The sequence below is a fragment of the Xanthomonas sp. DAR 35659 genome, assembly GCF_041242975.1.
Taxonomy (GTDB): Bacteria; Pseudomonadota; Gammaproteobacteria; order Xanthomonadales; family Xanthomonadaceae; genus Xanthomonas_A; species Xanthomonas_A medicagonis.
Window position 1 is genome coordinate 3,236,766 of record NZ_CP162488.1, and the last position, 19,045, is coordinate 3,255,810.

Genomic DNA, 19,045 nt, shown 5'->3' on the forward strand with positions numbered 1-19,045 from the left:
AAGTGGGGGCCAACGCTGTTGCTGTAGCGATTCTCTATTCCCGATTCCCGATTCCCGCTTGCGACGCAAGCGCCGCCATGATGGCCTTCTGCACATGCAGTCGGTTCTCGGCCTCGTCGATGGCGATGCAATTGGGCGAATCCATCACCGCGTCGGTGGCCTTGACGTTGCGGCGCAGCGGCAGGCAGTGCGAGAACACGCCGTTGTTGGTCAGCGCCATCTTGCGTTCGTCGACGATGAAGTGCTGGTACTGGTCGCGGATCGGCTTCTCCGGGCCCCAGTTGCCGAAGAACGGCAGCGCGCCCCAACTCTTGGCGTAGACCACGTCGGCGCCGGCGTAGGCGCTGTCGATGTCGTGGCTGACGGTCAGCGAACCACCGCTCTCTTCCACGTTCTGCGCGGCCCAGCCCATATAGCGCTCGTCGAGCACGTAGTCCGGGGTCGGGCACAGCAGGGTCACGTCCATGCCCAGGCGGGTGGCGATGGTCAGCGCGGAATTGGCCACCGCGGTATTCAGCGGCTTGGGATGGTAGGTCCAGGTCAGCACGTACTTCTTGCCGCGCAGGTCCTGGGTGCCGAAGTGCTCCTGCAGCGCCAGCGCATGCGCCAACTCCTGGCAGGGATGGGTGATGGTCTCCATGTTGATCACCGGCACCGGCGAATACCTGGCGAAGCTCTTCAACACCAGGTCCTCGCGGTCCTTGGCCCAGTCGACGAACTTCGGGAACGCGCGCACGCCGATCAGGTCCACGTAGCGGCCCAGTACCCGCGCCACCTCGGCGATGTGCTCCTCGGTGTCGCCGTCCATCACCGTGCCCAGGTCGAACTCGATCGGCCAGGCGTCCTTGCCCGGCTGCAGCACCACCGCATGCCCGCCCAACTGGAACGCGCCCAGCTCGAAGCTGGTGCGGGTCCGCATCGACGGGTTGAAGAACACCAGCGCGATCGACTTGCCCTTCAGCTCGCTGCCTAGTTTGTTGCGCTTGAACAGCGCGGCCTGGGTCAGCAGCGCGTCCAGCTCGGCCCGGCTCCAGTCCTGGGTGTTCAAGAAGTGCTTCAGAGACATCGATCGATCCTTTGCAGCGGTGGGGACGCGGGACGCGCGGGAGGTTCCAGGAGCAGGTTCTTTACGGGTGAAACTTTTCCGGCCGATGAAACGAAAAAACCCAGCCTCGGGCTGGGTTTTCAGAACGAACGGCACGACGCTCCGGTTACCCAGCGAGAATGTGGGATTCCGGTCGACGCGCGCGCGATGTCATGCCCGAGGCCATGCGGGCGGCGCTGAGATCGTGCTGGGGCAGGTTCGCTTTCATCGGCGCGCATCCTCGCACACGCACGCCACAGGCGCAAGCGCGCTCAGCGCGGCGGCACCACGACCGCATCGGGCATGTACGGCGCCACCGACACGCGGATGCGCAGCCGGTTGCCCGGATCCTCCGGCAACCGCGAGCGGTACTTGGTGCCCTTGTACACATAGTCCACGTCGTAGGCGATCGGGCGACGGAACTCGCGGCCGACTTCGACCAGGCGGCAGTTGCGTCCGCTCGATGGCGCCGCCGGTGCCGCCGCGGCGGCGGGCGCGGTCTCGTGGCGGCGGCTGAAGATGTCCTTCACCGAGTCCATCAGCCGATTCAGGCGGCTGTCGTCCTGCGCCGGCTTGGCCGGCGCGGGCGCCGGGGCCGGGGCCGGCTCGGGGTCGCACTGCTGCTCGGTGCGGGTCGCACGCAGGGTCTGGTAGACCGGCTCCACGTTGAGCACCTGCGCGTAGTCGAGCTTGACGTTCTCGATCACCACCACGCGGTTGCGCGCCTCGCTGTCCTGGGCCCAGGCCGGCGCCGTGCCGCATGCGAACAGGCCGACCAGCGGCAACAACAGGTACGGACGCATCGGCACCAGGCTTCGAGGGACAGAACGAGCAGTGTAGGCATGGCGCCTTGCGTCGGGCTGAACGCCGGCCTACGCGGGCGGCCCGCCCCGCGCGACGCCCCGCCCTTTCGCGACATGGGTCGCCCGCGCGGCGCGAGCAAGCGAGAGGAAGCGAGCCCACGCCGGCAGGTGGGCCACGCCTGCCGCACAGGTGCGCTTCCCGCGCCCGGGCGCCCACCGCTGCAGGTCTTCCACCGCCGCCCGCGGCTTTCGCGCGCCCGCGCTGGCCGGCAGCGATGCCGCCGCGTGGCCAAACCCCGTCGACGCGTCGGCGCGGCGAGTCGTGAACGCATGAGACGCCCCGGGCCGCTGCCGGTAGAATCGAGCGGCTTCCCCACGCCCGATGCCGATGACCCTGCGCCTGCACAACAACCTGACCCGCCGGGTCGACGCCTTCGAACCGCTGGACCCGGTCGCCGGTCCCACCCTCTACGTCTGCGGCCCCACCGTCTACAACTACGCGCACATAGGCAACGCGCGCGGCCCGGTAGTGTTCGACGTGCTGGCCGCGCTGCTGCGGCGGCGCTACGGCGCGCTGCGCTACGCCCGCAACATCACCGACGTGGACGACAAGATCAACGCCGCCGCGCAGGCCCAGGGGGTGCCGATCGCCGCCATCACCGACCGCTTCGCCGCCATCTACCGGCAGGACATGGCCGCGCTGGGCGTGCAGCCGCCGGACCTGGAGCCGGAGGCCACCGCGCACATCCCGCAGATCGTGGCGATGATCGAGCGCCTGATCGGCAGCGGCCATGCCTACGCCGCCGAGGGCCATGTGCTGTTCGCGGTGGGCAGCTTCCCCGGCTACGGCAAGCTGTCGCGGCGCGATCCGGAGGAGATGCTGGCCGGCGCCCGCGTCGAGGTCGCCCCGTACAAGCGCGACCCCGGCGATTTCGTGCTGTGGAAGCCGTCCAGCGACGACCTGCCGGGCTGGCAATCGCCATGGGGCCGCGGTCGCCCCGGCTGGCATATCGAATGCTCGGCGATGGCCGCCGCGCACCTGGGCGAGACCATCGACATCCACGCCGGCGGCGTGGACCTGCAGTTCCCGCACCACGAGAACGAGATCGCGCAGAGCGAATGCGCCCATGGCGGGGCCACCTTCGCCCGTTTCTGGTTGCACAACGGCATGCTCAACTTCAGCGGCGCGAAGATGAGCAAGTCGCTGGGCAACATCGAGACCGTGCACGACCTGATCGCCAAGCATCCGCCGGAAGCGCTGCGCTATGCGCTGTTGAGCGCGCACTATCGGCAACCGCTGGACTGGTCCGAGGCGCTGATCGAACAGTGCAAGAACACCCTGGACCGGCTGTACGGCACCCTGCGCGCGCTGGACGCGATCGAGGCCACCGCGGCGATCCCGCAAGCGATCGAAACCGCGCTGGACGACGATCTCAACACCCCGCAGGCGCTGGCCGAAGTGGCGCGGATCGCGACCGTGGCGCGGCAACTGCTCGCGCCGGCCGGCGGTCCCGACGCAGCGCGCGACGCGCAGTTGCAAGCGCAATTGCAGCAGGCCAAGTCCGACCTGCTCGGTGCCGGTCTGGCGCTGGGCCTGCTGCAGCAGACGCCCGAGGCCTGGTTCAACCGCGGCGTCGGCGACGGCGACGATGCGCGCATCCAGGCGCTGATCGACGCGCGCAGCGCCGCCAAGAAGAACCGCGACTTCGCCCAGGCCGATGCGATCCGCCAGGAGCTGGCCGACGAAGGCATTGTCCTGGAGGACACGCCGCAGGGCGTACGCTGGAAGCGCGGGTGAGCTTTTCCCTTCTCCCATCGGGAGAAGGTGCCCCGAAGGGGCGGATGAGGGTACGGCAGCGCCGATAAGACGGCGGGCGTAGCGACTGCCGTCGATTTCTCACGAGGCTGCGCCCGTACCCTCACCCCAACCCCTCTCCCGGTGGGAGAGGGGCTTTGCATCGCTTGATCCTGGATTGCTGATGACCGAGACCGATTTCCCGCTCGAACCCACGCCCGCCGCCGCCCAGGCCGCCATCGCCGAGGAATTCGGCTTCTTCGGCGACTGGTCCGAGCGCTACCAGTACCTGATCGACCTGGGCCGCAAGCTGCCCGCCTTCCCCGAGGAATGGAAGACCGAGGAGCATCGCCTGCACGGCTGCCAGTCGATGGTGTGGATCGTGCCCGAGGGCGATGCGCAGCGCCTGGTGTTCCATGCGATCAGCGATTCGGCGATCGTCTCCGGGCTGATCTACCTGGCGTTGCGGGTCTACTCCGGACGCAGCGCGGCCGAGATCCTGGCCACCGCGCCGGACTTCGTCGCCGCGATCGGCCTGGGCAAGCATCTGTCGCCGACCCGCAGCAACGGCCTGGCCGCGCTCCTGGCCTTCATCCAGGACAGCGCGCGCGCGCAGGCATGAGCGCGCCGCTGCCGGCCCCACCGCAGACCCTGCGCACCCTGCTGGCGCATCCCGGCTTCGCGCTGGTGCTGGGCTACCGCATCTGCGCGATGCTGTCCTACCAGATCGTCGCGGTCACGGTCGGCTGGCACATCTACGAAATCACCCGCAACCCGCTGTCGCTGGGGCTGATCGGGCTGGCCGAGATCCTGCCGTTCTTCTGCATCGCGCCGTTCGCCGGCTACCTGGTCGACCACCTGCCGCGGCGGCGGCTGGGCATGTTCGCCAGCCTGGGCCTGGTCGCGACCGCGGGCGTGCTGCTGGCGCTGACCCGCGGCTGGCTGCCGGTGCATGGCGTGTGGCCGATCTACGCGGCGATCGCGCTGACCGGCGCGGCACGCGCGTTCCTGTCGCCGGTGTACAACGCACTGTTCGCGCGCGCGCTGCCACGAGAGGCCTATGCGCGCGGCGCCAGCCTCGGCAGCGTGGTGTTCCAGACCGGCATGGTGATCGGCCCGGCGCTGGGCGGGGTGCTGGTCGGCTGGGGCGGCAAGGGCCTGTCCTACGGCGTGGCGATGGCGGTGGCCTGCGTGGCGATGCTGTCGCTGTTGCTGCTGCGCGTCGCCGAACCGGTCAACGACGGCCCGCGCGCGTCGATCTTCCGCAGCATCGCCGAGGGCGCGCAGTTCGTGTTCTCCAACCAGATCATGCTCGGCGCGATGGCGCTGGACATGTTCTCGGTGCTGCTTGGCGGCGCGGTGTCGATGCTGCCCGCCTTCATCCACGACATCCTGCACTACGGCCCCGAAGGCCTGGGCATCCTGCGCGGCGCGCCGGCGCTGGGCTCTGTGCTGGTCGGGCTGTGGCTGGCGCGGCGCCCGCTGCAGCGCAATGCCGGCCGCATCCTGCTGCTGGCGGTGACCGGCTTCGGCCTGTGCACCATCGCCTTCGGCCTGTCCCGGCACTTCTGGCTGTCGGCGGCGATCCTGCTGGTCTACGGCATGTGCGACGGCGTGTCGGTGATCGTGCGCTCGACCATCCTGCAACTGGCCACGCCGGACGCGATGCGCGGGCGGGTGTCGTCGATCAACGGCATCTTCATCGGCTCGTCGAACGAACTGGGCGCCTTCTACGACGGGGTGATGGCGCGGCTGATCACGCTCGTGCCCGCAGTGGTGCTGGGCGGATGCGTGACCTTGGTCGTGGTCGGCGTCACCGCCTGGAAAGCGCCGAAGCTGCGCAAGCTGGACCTGCGCGACCTGCAATAAGGCCGGCGCCGCTCAGGGCGCGGCCGCGCCTCCCGTCCGCGCCATCGCGTGCGCCCACGCCTGCGCGCAATCGGGCCCGCCTGCCGGCGCCACCAGCCCGCCCTGCCCGGCCAGGAACCGGCAGCTCGCCGCGAACACCGCCGGCACCGCCTTGGAGCGGATCGGCGAGGCCAGCACGTGGTTGCCGGCATCCGGGAAATCCACCGCCTGGCGCAACGCCGGCGGCGTGCCCAACTGCGCGAACATCGCCTGCATCGCCGCCACCGACACCGTCGCGTCCTGATGCTGCGCGTCCCGATAGTAGTACCCGAGGAACACCGGCACGTGGATCCGCGCATAGGTCGCCGGCCGCATCCCGCCGCGGGTCAGCGCGGCCAGCGCGCGGTAGCCGTCGACATGGGTGGCGTCGGCCCAGTAGCCGCTGTCGACCGGGTAGCGCATGACCGGATCGCCGCCATTGCGCGACCACAGCAGCAATTGCGCGCCCCACGGCCACAGCAGCGGCTGCAGTTGCTCGCCATGCTCGCGCACCAGCGGCGACCACAGCACCAGCGCCTGCACCTGTTGCGGGTGCGCGGCCACGGTCTGCAGCGCCAGCGCGCCGCCCATCGAATTGCCGATCACCACCACGCGCCGGCCCAGCACCCGCGCCACCGCCAGCGCCTCGGCCGCGCCGCCGAGCAGACGCGGCGCGTCGATGCCGCGCAGGGCGTCGGCGGCGACCAGGCCATGTCCGGGCAAGCGCGGCAGGTACAGGTTGCAGCCGAAGTGGCGCGCCAGCCTCTCGTGGGTGGGCGCGCCTTCGCCCTGGCTGGCGGTGAAGCCGTGCAGGTAGACCATGGCGCAGTCGCGGCGCCCCGGATGCGCCGGATCGGCCCAGACGATGCGCGCCTGGTTGTCGGGACGCACGCCGGGCGTGGCCTGTTCGCGCGCGTCGAGCCAGGCCTGCAGCGCCAACGGCTCCTGCGGCAGCGCCGGCAGGGCGATCGGCGGCAACGTCGGACTGACCCGCGGGCCCAACGCCACGACCGCCACCAGCACCAGCACGATCGACGCCATCCAGCGCAGCGTGCGCCCGCGGCCGCCACGCCTGCGACGGGTGCCTGCGCGCGTGGCGCGCCCCCAGCCGTCGCTCATGCGCACGCGACCACGGCCACGCAGGAGCGACCGCGCGCGTCCATCGGCATGCCCGAGCCGTGCTGGATCGCACACCTATTCGGCGCGGCGACGCGGCGCGTCATGGCGCGCACCACAGCGGGGACGCCGCGCGGGATACGGAAAAAGCGACGGTAGAGCATGGGGAGCGGCGCCCGCGTGGCCATCCGCCACGCGGCCAGTCTGCGCTGGCGCGATGACAGCCGGATTTAAGGGCCCCCTTGATCGCCCCGGGACTTCGCGCCAAGGCGGGCAAGTCGCCGGTGCGCTCAGCCACGCAATGCCTGATCGCGGTGTCTGGAAGTCGCCGCGGACGCCGTCCGACCGGTGCCGGCCTGCACTGTCCGCACGCCCAATCCTCGTTGCCGCGGTTCGCCGCCCCGTGCTGCTCGCGCCCGCGACACCGCACGCCGGTGCCACGGTCACCGTCGGGTTGCGGGCACGCATCAACGCCGCCACCCCATATGACCCGCCGCACTCCAAGCGCGATCGCACGCCGGCTCGCTCCAGCCCCCTGTAGCAGAGACACCGACCGACACAAAAAAGCCCCGCACATGGCGGGGCTTGTTTCGATCGCTGCGGCAAACGCCGGCGACGGATCAGTCGCCCTGCTGCTTCTGCAGGTGCTCCCAACGCTCCTGCGCATCGATGGTGCGCTCGGCGGTCAGGCGCGCCTCCAGGCGCTCCAGGCCGATCTCTTCGCCGGTGTCCACGCAGTAGCCGTAATCGCCGGCATCCAGACGCTTGAGCGTGCTGTCGATCTTGCCGATCAGCTTGCGGTAGCGGTCGCGGGTGCGCAGTTCCAGCGAGTTCTCGGTCTCGCGGGTGGCGCGCTCGGCCTCGTCGCCGATGTCGCGGACTTCGTCGCGCAGGTTCTCGATGGTCTGCTTGGATTCCTCCACCAGATCGGCGCGCCAGGTGAGCAGGCGCTGGCGGAAGTACTCCTGCTGCAGCGTGCTCATGTACTCCTCGTCGCTGGCCGGCTTGTAGCCCTTGGGCAGGATCGGGCGGCCGGTGGCCTCGTCGGTCTTGTACTCGACCACCCGGTACTTGGCCGGCTTGGCGGGCGTGTTGGACTTGGCGGTCACCGCGACGGCGACCTTGCCGGTCGGCTTGGCGATCGGCGCCTTGGGGGTGGATTCGGACTTGGTGGGGGTTTTCGCGGAGGATTTCGAAACGGACACGGGATTCTTTTGTGGCGGGGCCGAGGGCGCGACGGGCTTGGCGGCGACCGGTGCGGACACCGGGGCTGCGGCAGGCGTGACGGCCTTGGCCGGGACAGACTTGGCCGGCGCCGGCTTGGCGGCCGGCTTCGGAACGGGTTTGGACACGGCCGGGGCGGCCTTCTGCTTGGCCGTGGACGCGGCCTGCTTGACCGCCGCCGTGGCCGGCGTTGCCGCCTGCTTGGGCACGGCGGCCGGCTTGACGGCGGCCTTCGCCGGCTTGGCGGCCGGTTTGGCCTGGGCCTTCTTGGCGGGCGCGGCCGCCGGCTTGGGCGCCGGCTTCTTCGCCGCCACCTTGGCCGGGGCCTTCTTGGCGGGCGCAGGCTTGGCTGCCGGCTTGGCCACCGGTTTCTTCAGCGACTTGGCAGCAGCGGACACCGTCGCCTTCTTGGCAACGGGCGGGACGGGCTTCTTGGCGGCCTTGACGGCCTTCTTTGCAGGTTTTTTAGCAGCCACGAATCGCTCTTCCTTGGTTTCCCCGGGGCCCGGGAAAGCGGGCCTTTATAGCCTACCCGCCCCCCAGCGGCAACCACGCGGCGTACACACCAGTGAACGGCGGCCGGTCGCGCAACTGGCATATGATGGTCGGGTGATCGCCCGCGTTCTCATCGCCTTGCTGCGCCTGTACCAGCGCTTCATCAGCCCCCTGCTGGGGCCGCGCTGCCGTTTCGTGCCGAGTTGCTCGGCCTATGCGGTCACCGCGCTCGCCCGCTACGGCGCCTTGCGTGGCGGCTGGATGGCCGCCCGCCGCGTCGGCCGCTGCCACCCCTTCCATCCCGGCGGGTTCGACCCGGTGCCCGATCCATCGGCGCCGCCGGCCTGCCGCTGCCCAGGAAAACACTGAATGTCCGCCTCCACCCTCATCGTCAACGCCCGCCTGGTCAACGAAGGCCGCGAAACCCAGGGCGACCTGCGCATCGCCGACGGCCGCATCGCCGCGATCGCCCCGCAGTTGGCCGCGCGCGACGGCGAGACCGTGGTCGACGCCGCCGGGCGCTGGCTGCTGCCCGGCATGATCGACGACCAGGTGCACTTCCGCGAACCCGGCCTGACCCACAAGGGCGACATCGCCAGCGAATCGGCGGCGGCGGTGGCCGGCGGCCTGACCAGCTTCATGGACATGCCCAACACCAACCCACCGACGCTCGACGCGGCCGCGCTGCAGGCCAAGTACGACGCCGCGGCCGGCCGCGCCTGGGGCAACTACGGGTTCTACCTGGGCGCGAGCAACGACAACCTGGCCGCGATCCAGACCCTGGATCCGAAGACCGCGCCCGGCATCAAGGTGTTCATGGGCGCCTCCACCGGCAACATGCTGGTCGACAACCCGCAGACCCTGGACGCGATCTTCCGCGACGCGCCGACCCCGATCATCACCCATTGCGAAGACACGCCGACCATCGACGCGACCCTGGCCGCGTTCAAGGAAAGGTACGGCGACGCGCTGACCCCGGACATGCACCCGGACATCCGCTCGCGCGAGGCCTGCCTGAAGTCCTCGCAGTTGGCGGTGTCGCTGGCGAAGAAGCACGGCACCCGCCTGCACGTGCTGCACATCTCCACCGCCGACGAGCTGGCGCTGTTTACGCCCGGCCCGATCCAGGGCAAGCGCATCACCGCCGAGACCTGCATCCATTTCCTGCGCTTCGACCGCGCGGACTACGCCACGCTCGGCAACCTGATCAAATGCAACCCGGCGATCAAGGACGCCAGCGACCGCGAGGCGCTGATCCGCGCGCTGGCCGAGGACGTGATCGACGTGCTCGCCACCGACCACGCGCCGCACACCTGGGAAGAGAAGAGCAAGCCCTACGCGCAGGCGCCGTCGGGCCTGCCGCTGGTGCAGTACGCGCTGGTCGCGGCGCTGGAGCTGGTGCACGAGGGCCGGCTCAGCGTGGCCCAGGTGGTGCACAAGTTCGCGCACGCCCCGGCGCTGCTGTTCGACGTGCAGCAGCGCGGCTTCCTGCGCGAGGGCTACCACGCCGACCTGGTGCTGATCGACGACACGCCGTTCACCGTGCGCCGCGAGGACATCCTGTCCAAGTGCGGCTGGTCGCCGTTCGAGGGCCGCACGTTCCGCTCGAAGATCGCCGCGACCTGGATCAACGGCGCGCTGGCCTGGGACGGCACGCGCCTGGTCGGCGGCCCGAACGGGCAGCGCCTGGCGTTCGACCGCTGATGCGGCGCGCACGGCTGCCGGGCGCCGCGCTGGCGCTCGGGCTGTTGGCGTCGGCCATGGGCGCGCCGCCGCTGCAGGCGCAGACCGGGACCACCGCCAGCGCCGACGCGCGCAGCGTGTTCCCGGCCAGCGCCTCGCAGGGCGCACTGGTGATCGGCAAGGTGGCGCCGGGCAGCCGCGTGCAGTACGGCGGGCGCACCTTGCGGGTCAGCGGCTACGGCAGCGTGGTGTTCGGCATCGGCCGCGACGAACGCGGCCCGCTGCGGATCGTGGTGCAGCACGCGGACGGTCGCAGCGAGGACATCGCCATCGCGGTGACCCCGCGCGACTGGCCGATCGAACGGGTCAACGGCGTGCCGCCGAAGACGGTCAACCCGCCGCCGGCGATCGCCGAGCGGATCAAGCGCGAGCAGGCCCAGGTCACCGCCGCGCGCGACCGCGACGACGACCGCACCGATTTCGCCGCGCCCTTCCTCTGGCCGGTGCAGGGCCGGATCAGCGGCCGCTTCGGCAATGCCCGCATGTACAACGGGCAAGCCGGCTCCGGCCATTCGGGCATGGACATCGCCGTGCCCACCGGCACCCCGGTCAAGGCGCCGGCGGCGGGCGTGGTCGCCTTCGCCGCGCCGGACCTGTACCTCACCGGCGGCACGGTGCTGCTCGACCACGGCTACGGGGTCAGCTCGAACTTCCTGCATCTGTCGCGGGTGGACGTGAAGGTCGGCGACCGCATCGCCCAGGGCCAGGTGATCGGCGCGGTCGGCGCCACCGGCCGCGCGACCGGGCCGCATCTGCATTGGGGGATGAACTGGTTCGACGTGCGCGTCGATCCGTTGCTGGTGCTGGAGCGAACCAAGTAACAGCCTGGCGGTTCGCCCGCAGTGGCGCGCGGCGGCGCGTTCTTCATCAACGATCACCGATGCACTCTCTGGCGCGGTTCGACGTGCGCGTCGATCCACTGCTGGTACTTGAGCGCACGAAGTAAGCGTCTGGCGGTTCGCCTGGGGTAGCGCGCGACTGCTTTTTATGGGAGCGACTTCAGTCGCGACGCGCCTTTCCGGTAAAGCCCGTCGCGACTGAAGTCGCTCCCGCGAGGGTCGAAGGCGCGCTCGTCGTTTCTGCAGAAACGGCTTCGGTCGTTGCCGGCGCAGCGGCGAGCCTTCTGGTTTCGGACATGGGTCGCGGCTGAAGCCGCTCCTACAGCATCCGCTACGCCGTGCGTCTTCTGTCTTATGTAGGAGTCAACTGTCATGCAGCAGCGATGACCGGGGGCGCGTAGGAGGTCTGATCGCGTGCGATGGCATTGAGCCAGCGCAGGAACTTGTGCATGCAAGCGACGATGGCGACCTTGGACGGCTTGACTGCTGCCTTCAGGCGTGCATAGGTGTTGGCTAAGGGGGAGCCGGCGCGGATGGAGGCCCAGGTGGCCATGTACAGGACCCGTCGCACGTCGGCGCGTCCGCCGGTGATGCGGCGTTGGCCTTTCCAGCCACCGCTGTCGCGATTGAACGGGGCCAGCCCGACCAGGGCGGCGAGCTTGCGCGGCGGCAGCGTTCCCAGTTCCGGCAGCCGTGCGGCCAGGGTGGCGCGCAGGATCGCTCCGACCCCAGGGACCTTTGGCAGGGTCGAACATGTTCTGGCCTGTTGCTCGACCTGCCGGTCCAGCGCCCGGATCTGTTGATTCATCAGGGCGATGACCCGCTCGCACTGGTGGCGCACGTCGGGACTGGTGATGTGATCCAGGCGGCGCCGGTGGGCATCGCGCTGGCCGACCACGGTGGTGCGCAGGTCGAGCAGTTCGCGTAGCTGCTGCAGGTGCTCTGGCAGCACGGTCGTGGGCGTGGTCGGGATGTGCTCAGCCGCGATGGCCAGCAGCCGCGCGTCCAGGGCGTCGGTCTTGGCATGCAGGCCCAGTGCGTTGGCCAACGCACGCGGGCGCTGGGCAGACATGCGCACCGCCGGCAGGTCGGCCTGGCGCAGAGCCCGCAGCACCGCCGTCTCATAGCCGCCGCTGGCTTCCAACACGATCCGCTCACAAGCCATCGTGGACAGACGCTGGACCAACTCACGCCGTCCTTGCAGCGTGTTGGGCTGGGTCCAGGCCAGTCCGTCCGGCTGCACATGGATGACCAGTTCGGCCTTGGCCACATCGATTCCGACAAAGCGCCGCATAGACGTTCTCCGCAGTAGACTCAGGGACGAGAGCGCTCCTGCCGATGCCCACGCTTGTGAGGTTCGAGTTCGCGGCTCGGGCAACTGTTCGGGCTTATCAGGCAGGAGAAACGGAGTGCGGCGGCACTGACTCCTACTCGTGCTCGTTTGGCACTGCGGCTAAACGGCCTGCCGCACTCCGCTCTCACCTACAACGATAAAGCCTAGTAAGACACAAGCGGCTTCAGCCGCGACAGACAGCGTCCTTCCCGACGTGCCATGTTGGTCTCCCTCCGCGCGTCCGCGTCACCACGTTGTCGCCCATCCCGCACCGGCCTGACGGGCCTGAAATCCGCCGCCGAGCACAGCGCCGACCTACCATGTCTGCCTCCCTCGGCGCGTCCGCGCCACCACGGCGTCACCCATCCCGCACCGACCTGACGGCCCTGAAATCCGCCGCCGAGGACAGCGCCGCAACGATCCATCGTCAACAGATGCGGCTGCGGACCGAACCGCCGTTGCCATGCTGCTTTGCGGTATAACCGCTGAAGCGGCCAGCACGACCAGCCGCCCGCGCCGACCACGGCGCGCAACGCGCAATCGCTGTCCCCGCGGTGGTTCGCCGCGGCGTTCGCTCTCCCTCCCCCCGTCCAGGAGATGTGCGCAATGACGATCGACAAGCTCAAACCCACCCTCGGCACCCTGCACCTGTGGGGCATCGCCGTGGGCCTGGTGATCTCCGGCGAATACTTCGGCTGGAGCTACGGCTGGGGCGCCGCCGGCACGCTCGGCTTGCTGGTCACCACGCTCCTGGTGGCGGTGATGTACACCTGTTTCATCTTCAGCTTCACCGAACTGACCACCGCCATCCCCAACGCCGGCGGTCCGTTCGCCTACAGCCTGCGCGCGTTCGGCACCGCCGGCGGGATGATCGCCGGCATCGCCACGCTGATCGAGTTCGTGTTCGCGCCGCCGGCGATCGCGATGGCGATCGGCGCCTACCTCAACGTGCAGTTCCCGACCCTGGACCCGCGCCTGGCCGCGGTCGGCGCCTATGCGGTCTTCATGACCTTGAACATCCTCGGCGTCGGCATCGCCGCCACCTTCGAACTGATCGTGACGGTGCTGGCGGTGATCGAGCTGCTGGTGTTCATGGGCGTGGTCGCGCCGGGCTTCAGCGTGGCCAACTTCGTGCGCGGCGGCTGGGCCGGGTCGGACACGTTCAGCGTGGCGGCGATCGGCGGCATCTTCGCCGCGATCCCGTTCGCGATCTGGTTCTTCCTGGCGATCGAGGGCGCGGCGATGGCCGCCGAGGAAGCCAAGGATCCCCGCCGCACCATCCCGCGCGCCTACATCGCCGGCATCCTGACCCTGGTGACGCTGGCGTTCGGGGTGATGATCATGGCCGGCGGCGTCGGCGACTGGCGCGCCCTGTCCAACATCAACGATCCATTGCCGCAGGCGATGAAGGCGGTGGTCGGGCACAACTCGACCTGGCTGCACATGCTGGTGTGGATCGGCCTGTTCGGCCTGGTGGCCAGCTTCCACGGCATCATCCTGGGCTATTCGCGGCAGTTCTTCGCGCTGGCGCGCGCCGGTTTCCTGCCGCACGGCCTGGCCAAGCTGTCGCGCTTCCGCACCCCGCACCGCGCGATCCTGGCCGGCGGCGTGGTCGGCGTGGCGGCGATCTACAGCGACGGCCTGGTGCAGGTACAGGGCATGTCGCTGACCGCGGCGATGATCACCCTATCGGTGTTCGGCGCGATCGTCATGTACATCATGAGCATGCTCAGCCTGTTCAAGCTGCGCCGCGCCGAGCCGCAGCTGGCGCGCAGCTACCGCGCGCCAGGCTATCCACTGGTGCCGGCGCTGGCGCTGCTGCTGGCGCTGGTGTGCCTGGCGGCGATGGTGTGGTTCAACGCGCTGCTGGCGTTGCTGTTCCTGGGCCTGATGCTGCTCGGCGCGGGTTGCTGCGCGCTGAGCCTGCGCGGCAACGGCGGCGCGGTCGCCGCCGCGGCCCGCGGCGAGGCATGAGCGACGACACGGCGCTCGCCGCGCGCGGGCGCCCGCAGGAGACTCCGACATGAGCGGTTTCGCACACAGCGTCGGCGGCCAGACCTGGCGCTTCGACGACCTCAAGGACCTGCTGGCCAAGGCCACCCCGGCCCGCTCGGGCGACCGCCTGGCCGGGCTGGCCGCGGCCAGCGAACCGCAGCGGGTGGCGGCGCAGATGGCGCTGGCCGAGCTGCCGCTGCGGCACTTCCTGCACGAGGCGGTGATTCCCTACGAGGACGACGAGGTGACCCGGCTGATCGTGGACAGCCACGACGCGGCCGCGTTCGCGCCGGTGGCGCATCTCACCGTCGGTGACTTCCGCGACTGGTTGCTGAGCGAGGCGGCCGACGCGGCCGCGCTGGCGGCACTCGCGCCGGGCCTGACCCCGGAGATGGCCGCCGCGGTGTCCAAGCTGATGCGCATCCAGGACCTGGTGCTGGTGGCGCAGAAGATCCGCGTGGTCACCGCGTTCCGCAACACGCTGGGGCTGCGCGGGCGGCTGTCCACGCGTTTGCAACCCAACCACCCCACCGACGACCTGGCCGGCATCGCCGCCAGCGTGCTCGACGGGCTGCTGTACGCCAACGGCGATGCGGTGATCGGGATCAATCCGGCCAACGACAACACCCAGACCATCTGCGAACTGCTGAAGATGCTCGACGCGGTGATCGCCGGCTACCAGATCCCGACCCAGGCCTGCGTGCTGACCCACGTCACCACCTCGATCGAGGCGATCGAACGCGGCGTGCCGCTGGACCTGGTGTTCCAGTCCATCGCCGGCACGCAGCAGGCCAACGCCAGTTTCGGCATCGATCTGGCGCTGCTGCAGGAGGGCTACGAGGCCGGGCTAAGCCTCAAGCGCGGCAGCGTCGGCGACAACGTGATGTATTTCGAGACTGGCCAGGGCAGCGCGCTGTCGGCCGACGCGCACCACGGCGTGGACCAGCAGACCTGCGAGGTGCGCGCCTACGCGGTGGCGCGCCGCTTCAAGCCGCTGCTGGTCAACACCGTGGTCGGCTTCATCGGCCCCGAATACCTGTACGACGGCAAGCAGATCATCCGCGCAGGCCTGGAGGATCATTTCTGCGGCAAGCTGCTCGGCGTGCCGATGGGCTGCGACATCTGCTACACCAACCATGCCGAAGCCGACCAGGACGACATGGACGTACTGCTGACCCTGCTCGGCACCGCCGGGATCAACTTCATCATGGGCATCCCCGGCTCCGACGACGTGATGCTCAACTACCAGACCACCTCGTTCCACGATGCGCTGTACGCGCGCCAGGCGCTGGGGCTGCGTCCGGCGCCGGAGTTCGAGGCGTGGCTGGAACGGCTGGACATTCTGCGCCTGGACGACGGCCGCTTCCGCCTCGGCCACGAGCCGCCGGCGGCGTTCCGGCGTGCGCTGGCACAACTGAGCTGAGCGGGCCGCGCATGCACGACGACAGCGAACGTCCTTCCCGCGCCGACCCCTGGGCCGCACTGCGCCGGCTGACCCCGGCGCGCATCGCCCTGGGCCGCACCGGCACCAGCCTGCCGACCGCGGCGCAACTGGACTTCCAGTTCGCGCATGCGCAGGCGCGCGACGCGGTGCACCTGCGCTTCGATCCGGCGCCGCTGATTGCCGCGCTGGACGCGCGCGGCCGCGATCACGTCGCGCTGCGCAGCGCCGCGGCCGACCGCCATGTCTACCTGCAACGGCCCGACCTGGGCCGCCGGCTGAGCGAGGACGCGGCCGGCGAGCTGCGCGGCCGCATCGCCATGCAACGCCGCAGCTACGACCTGGCCGTGGTGGTGGCCGACGGCCTGTCGGCGCTGGCGGTGCATCGCCACGCCGCGCCGATGCTGGAACGCATCGACGCGCTGGCCGCGGCCGAAGGCTGGACCCTGGCGCCGGTGGCGCTGGTCGAACAGGGGCGTGTGGCGATCGGCGACGAGATCGGCGAACTGCTGGGCGCGCGCATGAGCGTGGTGTTGATCGGCGAGCGCCCCGGCCTCAGTTCGCCGGACAGCCTCGGCCTGTACTTCACCTACGCCCCGCGCGTAGGCCTCAACGACGCCTGCCGCAACTGCATCTCCAATGTGCGCGAGGCCGGCCTGAGCTATGCGCAGGCCGCGCACAAGCTGGCCTGGCTGATGCGCGAGGCGTGCCGGCGGCAACTCTCCGGCGTGCAGTTGAAGGACCAGGCCGACACCCCGGCGCTGTCGGCCGAAGACGCGCCGCCGCGCAAGCCGCTGGGCAATTTCCTGATCACGGAGTAAGCCGCGTCTGCAGCGACCGTGCCCTGCCCGTCCGCGCGACCGGCATCGACGACGCAAGCACGTCGGCGTCCGCCACCAGCGGCCCGGGCAAGCCTCGGCACTGCACGCGGCGCCGCTTCGGTAACGCGCACTGAGCAGCGCTGGCGGCATCGAGGCTATCGGCCCCAAGGTGGCCTCATCCCATCACGCGTCGCGCAGCGCCGTGGCGCAACGCAGCAGCGTGCGCGAGTTGCGCATGATGCCGCCGACCTGCCTGGGATGCGGTTCCGATCAAGCTCCGCAACCGATCACACAAGCCTCGCCGACGAGGACAGCGGATGTGCCACGCCCAGAGGCAAACCGTGATCGCCCCGACACAACCTGCATTTGGCTTCGGTATCGAACGGCAGCGCACTGCCGCGCGCCTAGCATTCGCGCCGGCCACGCCATGGCCACCGATCGCGCCTCTGCGGCCAGTGAATGACACCGGTATCAATCCGGTGTCGACGACGGCGCCGCTGGGGCGTAGCAGGTCCCATCCCCAACGAGAGCACACCGCCATGACCGTATCGCGCTGGTTCCAGATCCCCGCCACCCTCGCCCTCGCCGGCGGCGCCATCGCCACCGCCTGGGCGCTGACCGGTACCGCCTCCAGGCCGCAATTGACCAGTTCGGAAGCGGCCAACCAGACCGTCGCCAAGCACCTGGCCCAGGCCGGCACCATCGGCGCGCTGACCACCGACAACTGGAACCCGAGCGCCGGCGTCGCCCTGCTCACCGCCGATTACGCGGTGGCCGCCGACGGCTCCACGCGCTACCGCAGCGTGCAGGCCGCGGTCGATGCCGCGGTCGCGGCCGGCGGCACGATGCGGCGCTACATCAGCGTCAAGCCCGGCACTTACAAGGAAATCGTCTGCGTGCCCGCAGCGGCACCGCCGATCACCCTGTTCGGCCTGGGCAGCGCGCCGGCCGCCACCACCATCAGCTTCGGCAACGCCAACCCGACGCCCAAACCCAGCGGCAGCGCCACCCACCCCTGCGCCAGCAACGCGTCCAGCACCACCGTGGGCACCTCCGACAGCGGCACCGTCACCGTGCGCGCGGCGCAGTTCCAGGCGCGCAACCTGGCGATCGTCAACAGCTACGTCGAGGACACCTACGCCGGCAGCAACCAGTCGGCGGTGGCGCTGGCGCTGCGCGGCGACAAGGCGGTGCTGGAGAACGTGGCGCTCACCGGCAACCAGGACACCTTGCTGGTCAGCGCGGGCAGCGCCAACACGGTGATCCGCGCGTTCTTCAAGGGCGGCAGCATCGAGGGCGACACCGACTTCATCTTCGGCTCGGGCGTGGCCGTGTTCTCCGGCAGCACCATCCGCTACACCGCCGCGCGCCGCGGCGCCGGCAACGGCGGGGTGATCTTCGCGCCCAGCACCCGGCCCGGCAGCGGCTATGGCTTCCTGGCCTTCGCCAGCACCTTCGACGCGGTCGGCGGCCCGTCGGCGAATACGGTGTTCCTGGGCCGCGCCTGGGACGAGAGCGTCGGCAGCCTGTCCAACTACGTCAACGGCAGTTCGCCCAACGGCAAGGTGGTGATCCGCGAGTCCACCCTGGGCGCGCACCTCCGCAAGAGCGCGCCATGGAACGCGTCCACGATCGGCCGCCCGTATTGCAGCAGCGGCTGCACGCAATCGGCCAACCGCTTCTACGAGTACGCCAACAGCGGCGCCGGCAGCGCCGACTGAGCCGCGCGCCGGGATCGGCCGTGCTCGGCGCTCAGCCCACGCCGGCCCACCAGGCGCGCCACACAGTCGCCATCGCATTCGGCGGTGCGCGCACCGCGCGCGCCTGTTGCGCGATGCGCGCACGCGCCAAGGCCGACAGGATGCGCCGCGGCCGTGGCCCAGCCACGCGCCGCGGCCAGCGCTGCAACAAGGCCTGCGCCCAGCGTTGCGTGGCCTGCGCCTGGTCGCCGCCGCGCAACGACAGCGGCACCGCGGCGATGCCGGCATCGGCCAGCCGCTGCGCCAGCACCTGCGTGGCCAGCGCCATCGCCGCATCGCGCTGACCCTCGAACACCGCGCATTCGACCTGCGCGGCGGCCAGCGCGAACGCCTCCAGGCGCTCGTAGGCATGTGCGGGATCGGCCGCGGCCGCACGCGAGGCGAGCAGCCCCGGCAAGGCGTCGGCGAGCTGCGCCCAGGGCGCGGCCACCGGTTCCAGCACCCGTCCCAACGGATGCCGCGAACGTTGTCCGGCCCAACTGCGCAATTCCTCGCCCCACCACGCCAGCTTGGCGTCGGCCGGCAGCGGATCGCCGGCGATGTTGAGGATGTCGTCGAACTCCTGCAGCAGCGCGAACCACGCCACCGCGCGCGTGCGCTGCGCCGCCGGCACGAAGGGTTCGGCCACCGTCCATTCCGGCCAGCGGCTGCGCCATTTGTCGAGGAAGGCATCCAGGGCGGAGGTACTGCTCATGCGATCGTGCGACTC

General features: G+C 70.3%; 16 protein-coding genes. 10 read left to right on the forward strand and 6 right to left on the reverse strand.

Annotated features, from left to right (window positions below; genetic code table 11):
- Positions 1 to 34: 34 nt before the first annotated feature.
- Both AB3X07_RS13510 and AB3X07_RS13515 read right to left on the reverse strand, forming a co-directional pair.
- On the reverse strand, positions 35 to 1,066 hold the full coding sequence (locus AB3X07_RS13510) for an N-acetylornithine carbamoyltransferase (RefSeq protein WP_369939115.1): 1,032 nt from the start codon (positions 1,064 to 1,066) through the stop codon (positions 35 to 37).
- Positions 1,067 to 1,356: 290 nt separating this feature from the next.
- Complete coding sequence (locus AB3X07_RS13515; protein WP_369944758.1) at positions 1,357 to 1,887, reverse strand: hypothetical protein; 531 nt, start codon at positions 1,885 to 1,887, stop codon at positions 1,357 to 1,359.
- A 388-nt stretch (positions 1,888 to 2,275) separates the two neighbouring features.
- On the opposite strand from AB3X07_RS13515, the gene cysS reads away from it, so the two are divergent.
- The 3 genes from cysS to AB3X07_RS13530 all read left to right on the forward strand — a co-directional run bounded on the left by cysS (position 2,276) and on the right by AB3X07_RS13530 (position 5,551).
- On the forward strand, positions 2,276 to 3,685 hold the full coding sequence (gene cysS, locus AB3X07_RS13520) for a cysteine--tRNA ligase (RefSeq protein WP_369939116.1): 1,410 nt from the start codon (positions 2,276 to 2,278) through the stop codon (positions 3,683 to 3,685).
- A gap of 181 nt (positions 3,686 to 3,866) precedes the next feature.
- Complete coding sequence (locus tag AB3X07_RS13525; protein ID WP_369939117.1) at positions 3,867 to 4,304, forward strand: SufE family protein; 438 nt, start codon at positions 3,867 to 3,869, stop codon at positions 4,302 to 4,304.
- The gene (locus AB3X07_RS13530; RefSeq protein WP_369939119.1) at positions 4,301 to 5,551 is read left to right on the forward strand and encodes an MFS transporter; all 1,251 of its coding nucleotides are present in this window, start codon (positions 4,301 to 4,303) and stop codon (positions 5,549 to 5,551) included. Before AB3X07_RS13525 ends, AB3X07_RS13530 begins: the two co-directional genes overlap by 4 nt.
- 12 nt (positions 5,552 to 5,563) lie before the next feature.
- Here the strand turns inward: AB3X07_RS13530 and AB3X07_RS13535 are convergent, their stop codons facing one another.
- A complete protein-coding gene (locus AB3X07_RS13535; protein ID WP_369944760.1) occupies positions 5,564 to 6,610 on the reverse strand; it encodes an alpha/beta hydrolase in 1,047 nt (348 codons plus the stop codon).
- A gap of 695 nt (positions 6,611 to 7,305) precedes the next feature.
- Positions 7,306 to 8,385 (reverse strand): RNA polymerase-binding protein DksA, encoded by a 1,080-nt coding sequence (dksA, locus tag AB3X07_RS13540; RefSeq protein ID WP_369939120.1) that lies wholly within the window; start codon positions 8,383 to 8,385, stop codon positions 7,306 to 7,308.
- A 115-nt stretch (positions 8,386 to 8,500) separates the two neighbouring features.
- Here dksA and yidD point away from each other — a divergent pair, with 115 nt between their 5' ends.
- The 3 genes from yidD to AB3X07_RS13555 are packed head-to-tail and all read left to right on the forward strand — an operon-like array spanning position 8,501 to position 10,968.
- Positions 8,501 to 8,773: a membrane protein insertion efficiency factor YidD gene (gene yidD, locus AB3X07_RS13545; protein ID WP_369944761.1), complete on the forward strand. Its 273-nt coding sequence runs from the start codon at positions 8,501 to 8,503 to the stop codon at positions 8,771 to 8,773.
- On the forward strand, positions 8,774 to 10,108 hold the full coding sequence (locus AB3X07_RS13550; RefSeq protein ID WP_369939121.1) for a dihydroorotase: 1,335 nt from the start codon (positions 8,774 to 8,776) through the stop codon (positions 10,106 to 10,108).
- Positions 10,108 to 10,968 (forward strand): M23 family metallopeptidase, encoded by an 861-nt coding sequence (locus tag AB3X07_RS13555; RefSeq protein WP_369939122.1) that lies wholly within the window; start codon positions 10,108 to 10,110, stop codon positions 10,966 to 10,968. The genes AB3X07_RS13550 and AB3X07_RS13555 overlap by 1 nt, the downstream gene beginning before the upstream one ends.
- A gap of 388 nt (positions 10,969 to 11,356) precedes the next feature.
- On the opposite strand, the gene AB3X07_RS13560 is transcribed toward AB3X07_RS13555, so the two are convergent.
- On the reverse strand, positions 11,357 to 12,280 hold the full coding sequence (locus tag AB3X07_RS13560) for an IS110 family transposase (RefSeq protein WP_369939123.1): 924 nt from the start codon (positions 12,278 to 12,280) through the stop codon (positions 11,357 to 11,359).
- Positions 12,281 to 12,925: 645 nt separating this feature from the next.
- Between AB3X07_RS13560 and eat the strand changes: the two genes are divergently transcribed.
- The 4 genes from eat to AB3X07_RS13580 all read left to right on the forward strand — a co-directional run bounded on the left by eat (position 12,926) and on the right by AB3X07_RS13580 (position 18,297).
- Entirely contained in the window at positions 12,926 to 14,293 is a 1,368-nt protein-coding gene (gene eat / locus AB3X07_RS13565; protein WP_369939124.1) for an ethanolamine permease, read from the forward strand.
- Positions 14,294 to 14,342: 49 nt separating this feature from the next.
- Complete coding sequence (locus tag AB3X07_RS13570; protein WP_369939125.1) at positions 14,343 to 15,737, forward strand: ethanolamine ammonia-lyase subunit EutB; 1,395 nt, start codon at positions 14,343 to 14,345, stop codon at positions 15,735 to 15,737.
- A gap of 11 nt (positions 15,738 to 15,748) precedes the next feature.
- Entirely contained in the window at positions 15,749 to 16,576 is an 828-nt protein-coding gene (gene eutC / locus AB3X07_RS13575) for an ethanolamine ammonia-lyase subunit EutC (protein ID WP_369939126.1), read from the forward strand.
- Positions 16,577 to 17,115: 539 nt separating this feature from the next.
- Complete coding sequence (locus tag AB3X07_RS13580; RefSeq protein ID WP_369939127.1) at positions 17,116 to 18,297, forward strand: putative acyl-CoA thioester hydrolase; 1,182 nt, start codon at positions 17,116 to 17,118, stop codon at positions 18,295 to 18,297.
- A gap of 31 nt (positions 18,298 to 18,328) precedes the next feature.
- Here the strand turns inward: AB3X07_RS13580 and AB3X07_RS13585 are convergent, their stop codons facing one another.
- On the reverse strand, positions 18,329 to 19,030 hold the full coding sequence (locus tag AB3X07_RS13585; RefSeq protein WP_369939128.1) for a phytoene/squalene synthase family protein: 702 nt from the start codon (positions 19,028 to 19,030) through the stop codon (positions 18,329 to 18,331).
- Between the last annotated feature and the right edge of the window lie 15 nt (positions 19,031 to 19,045).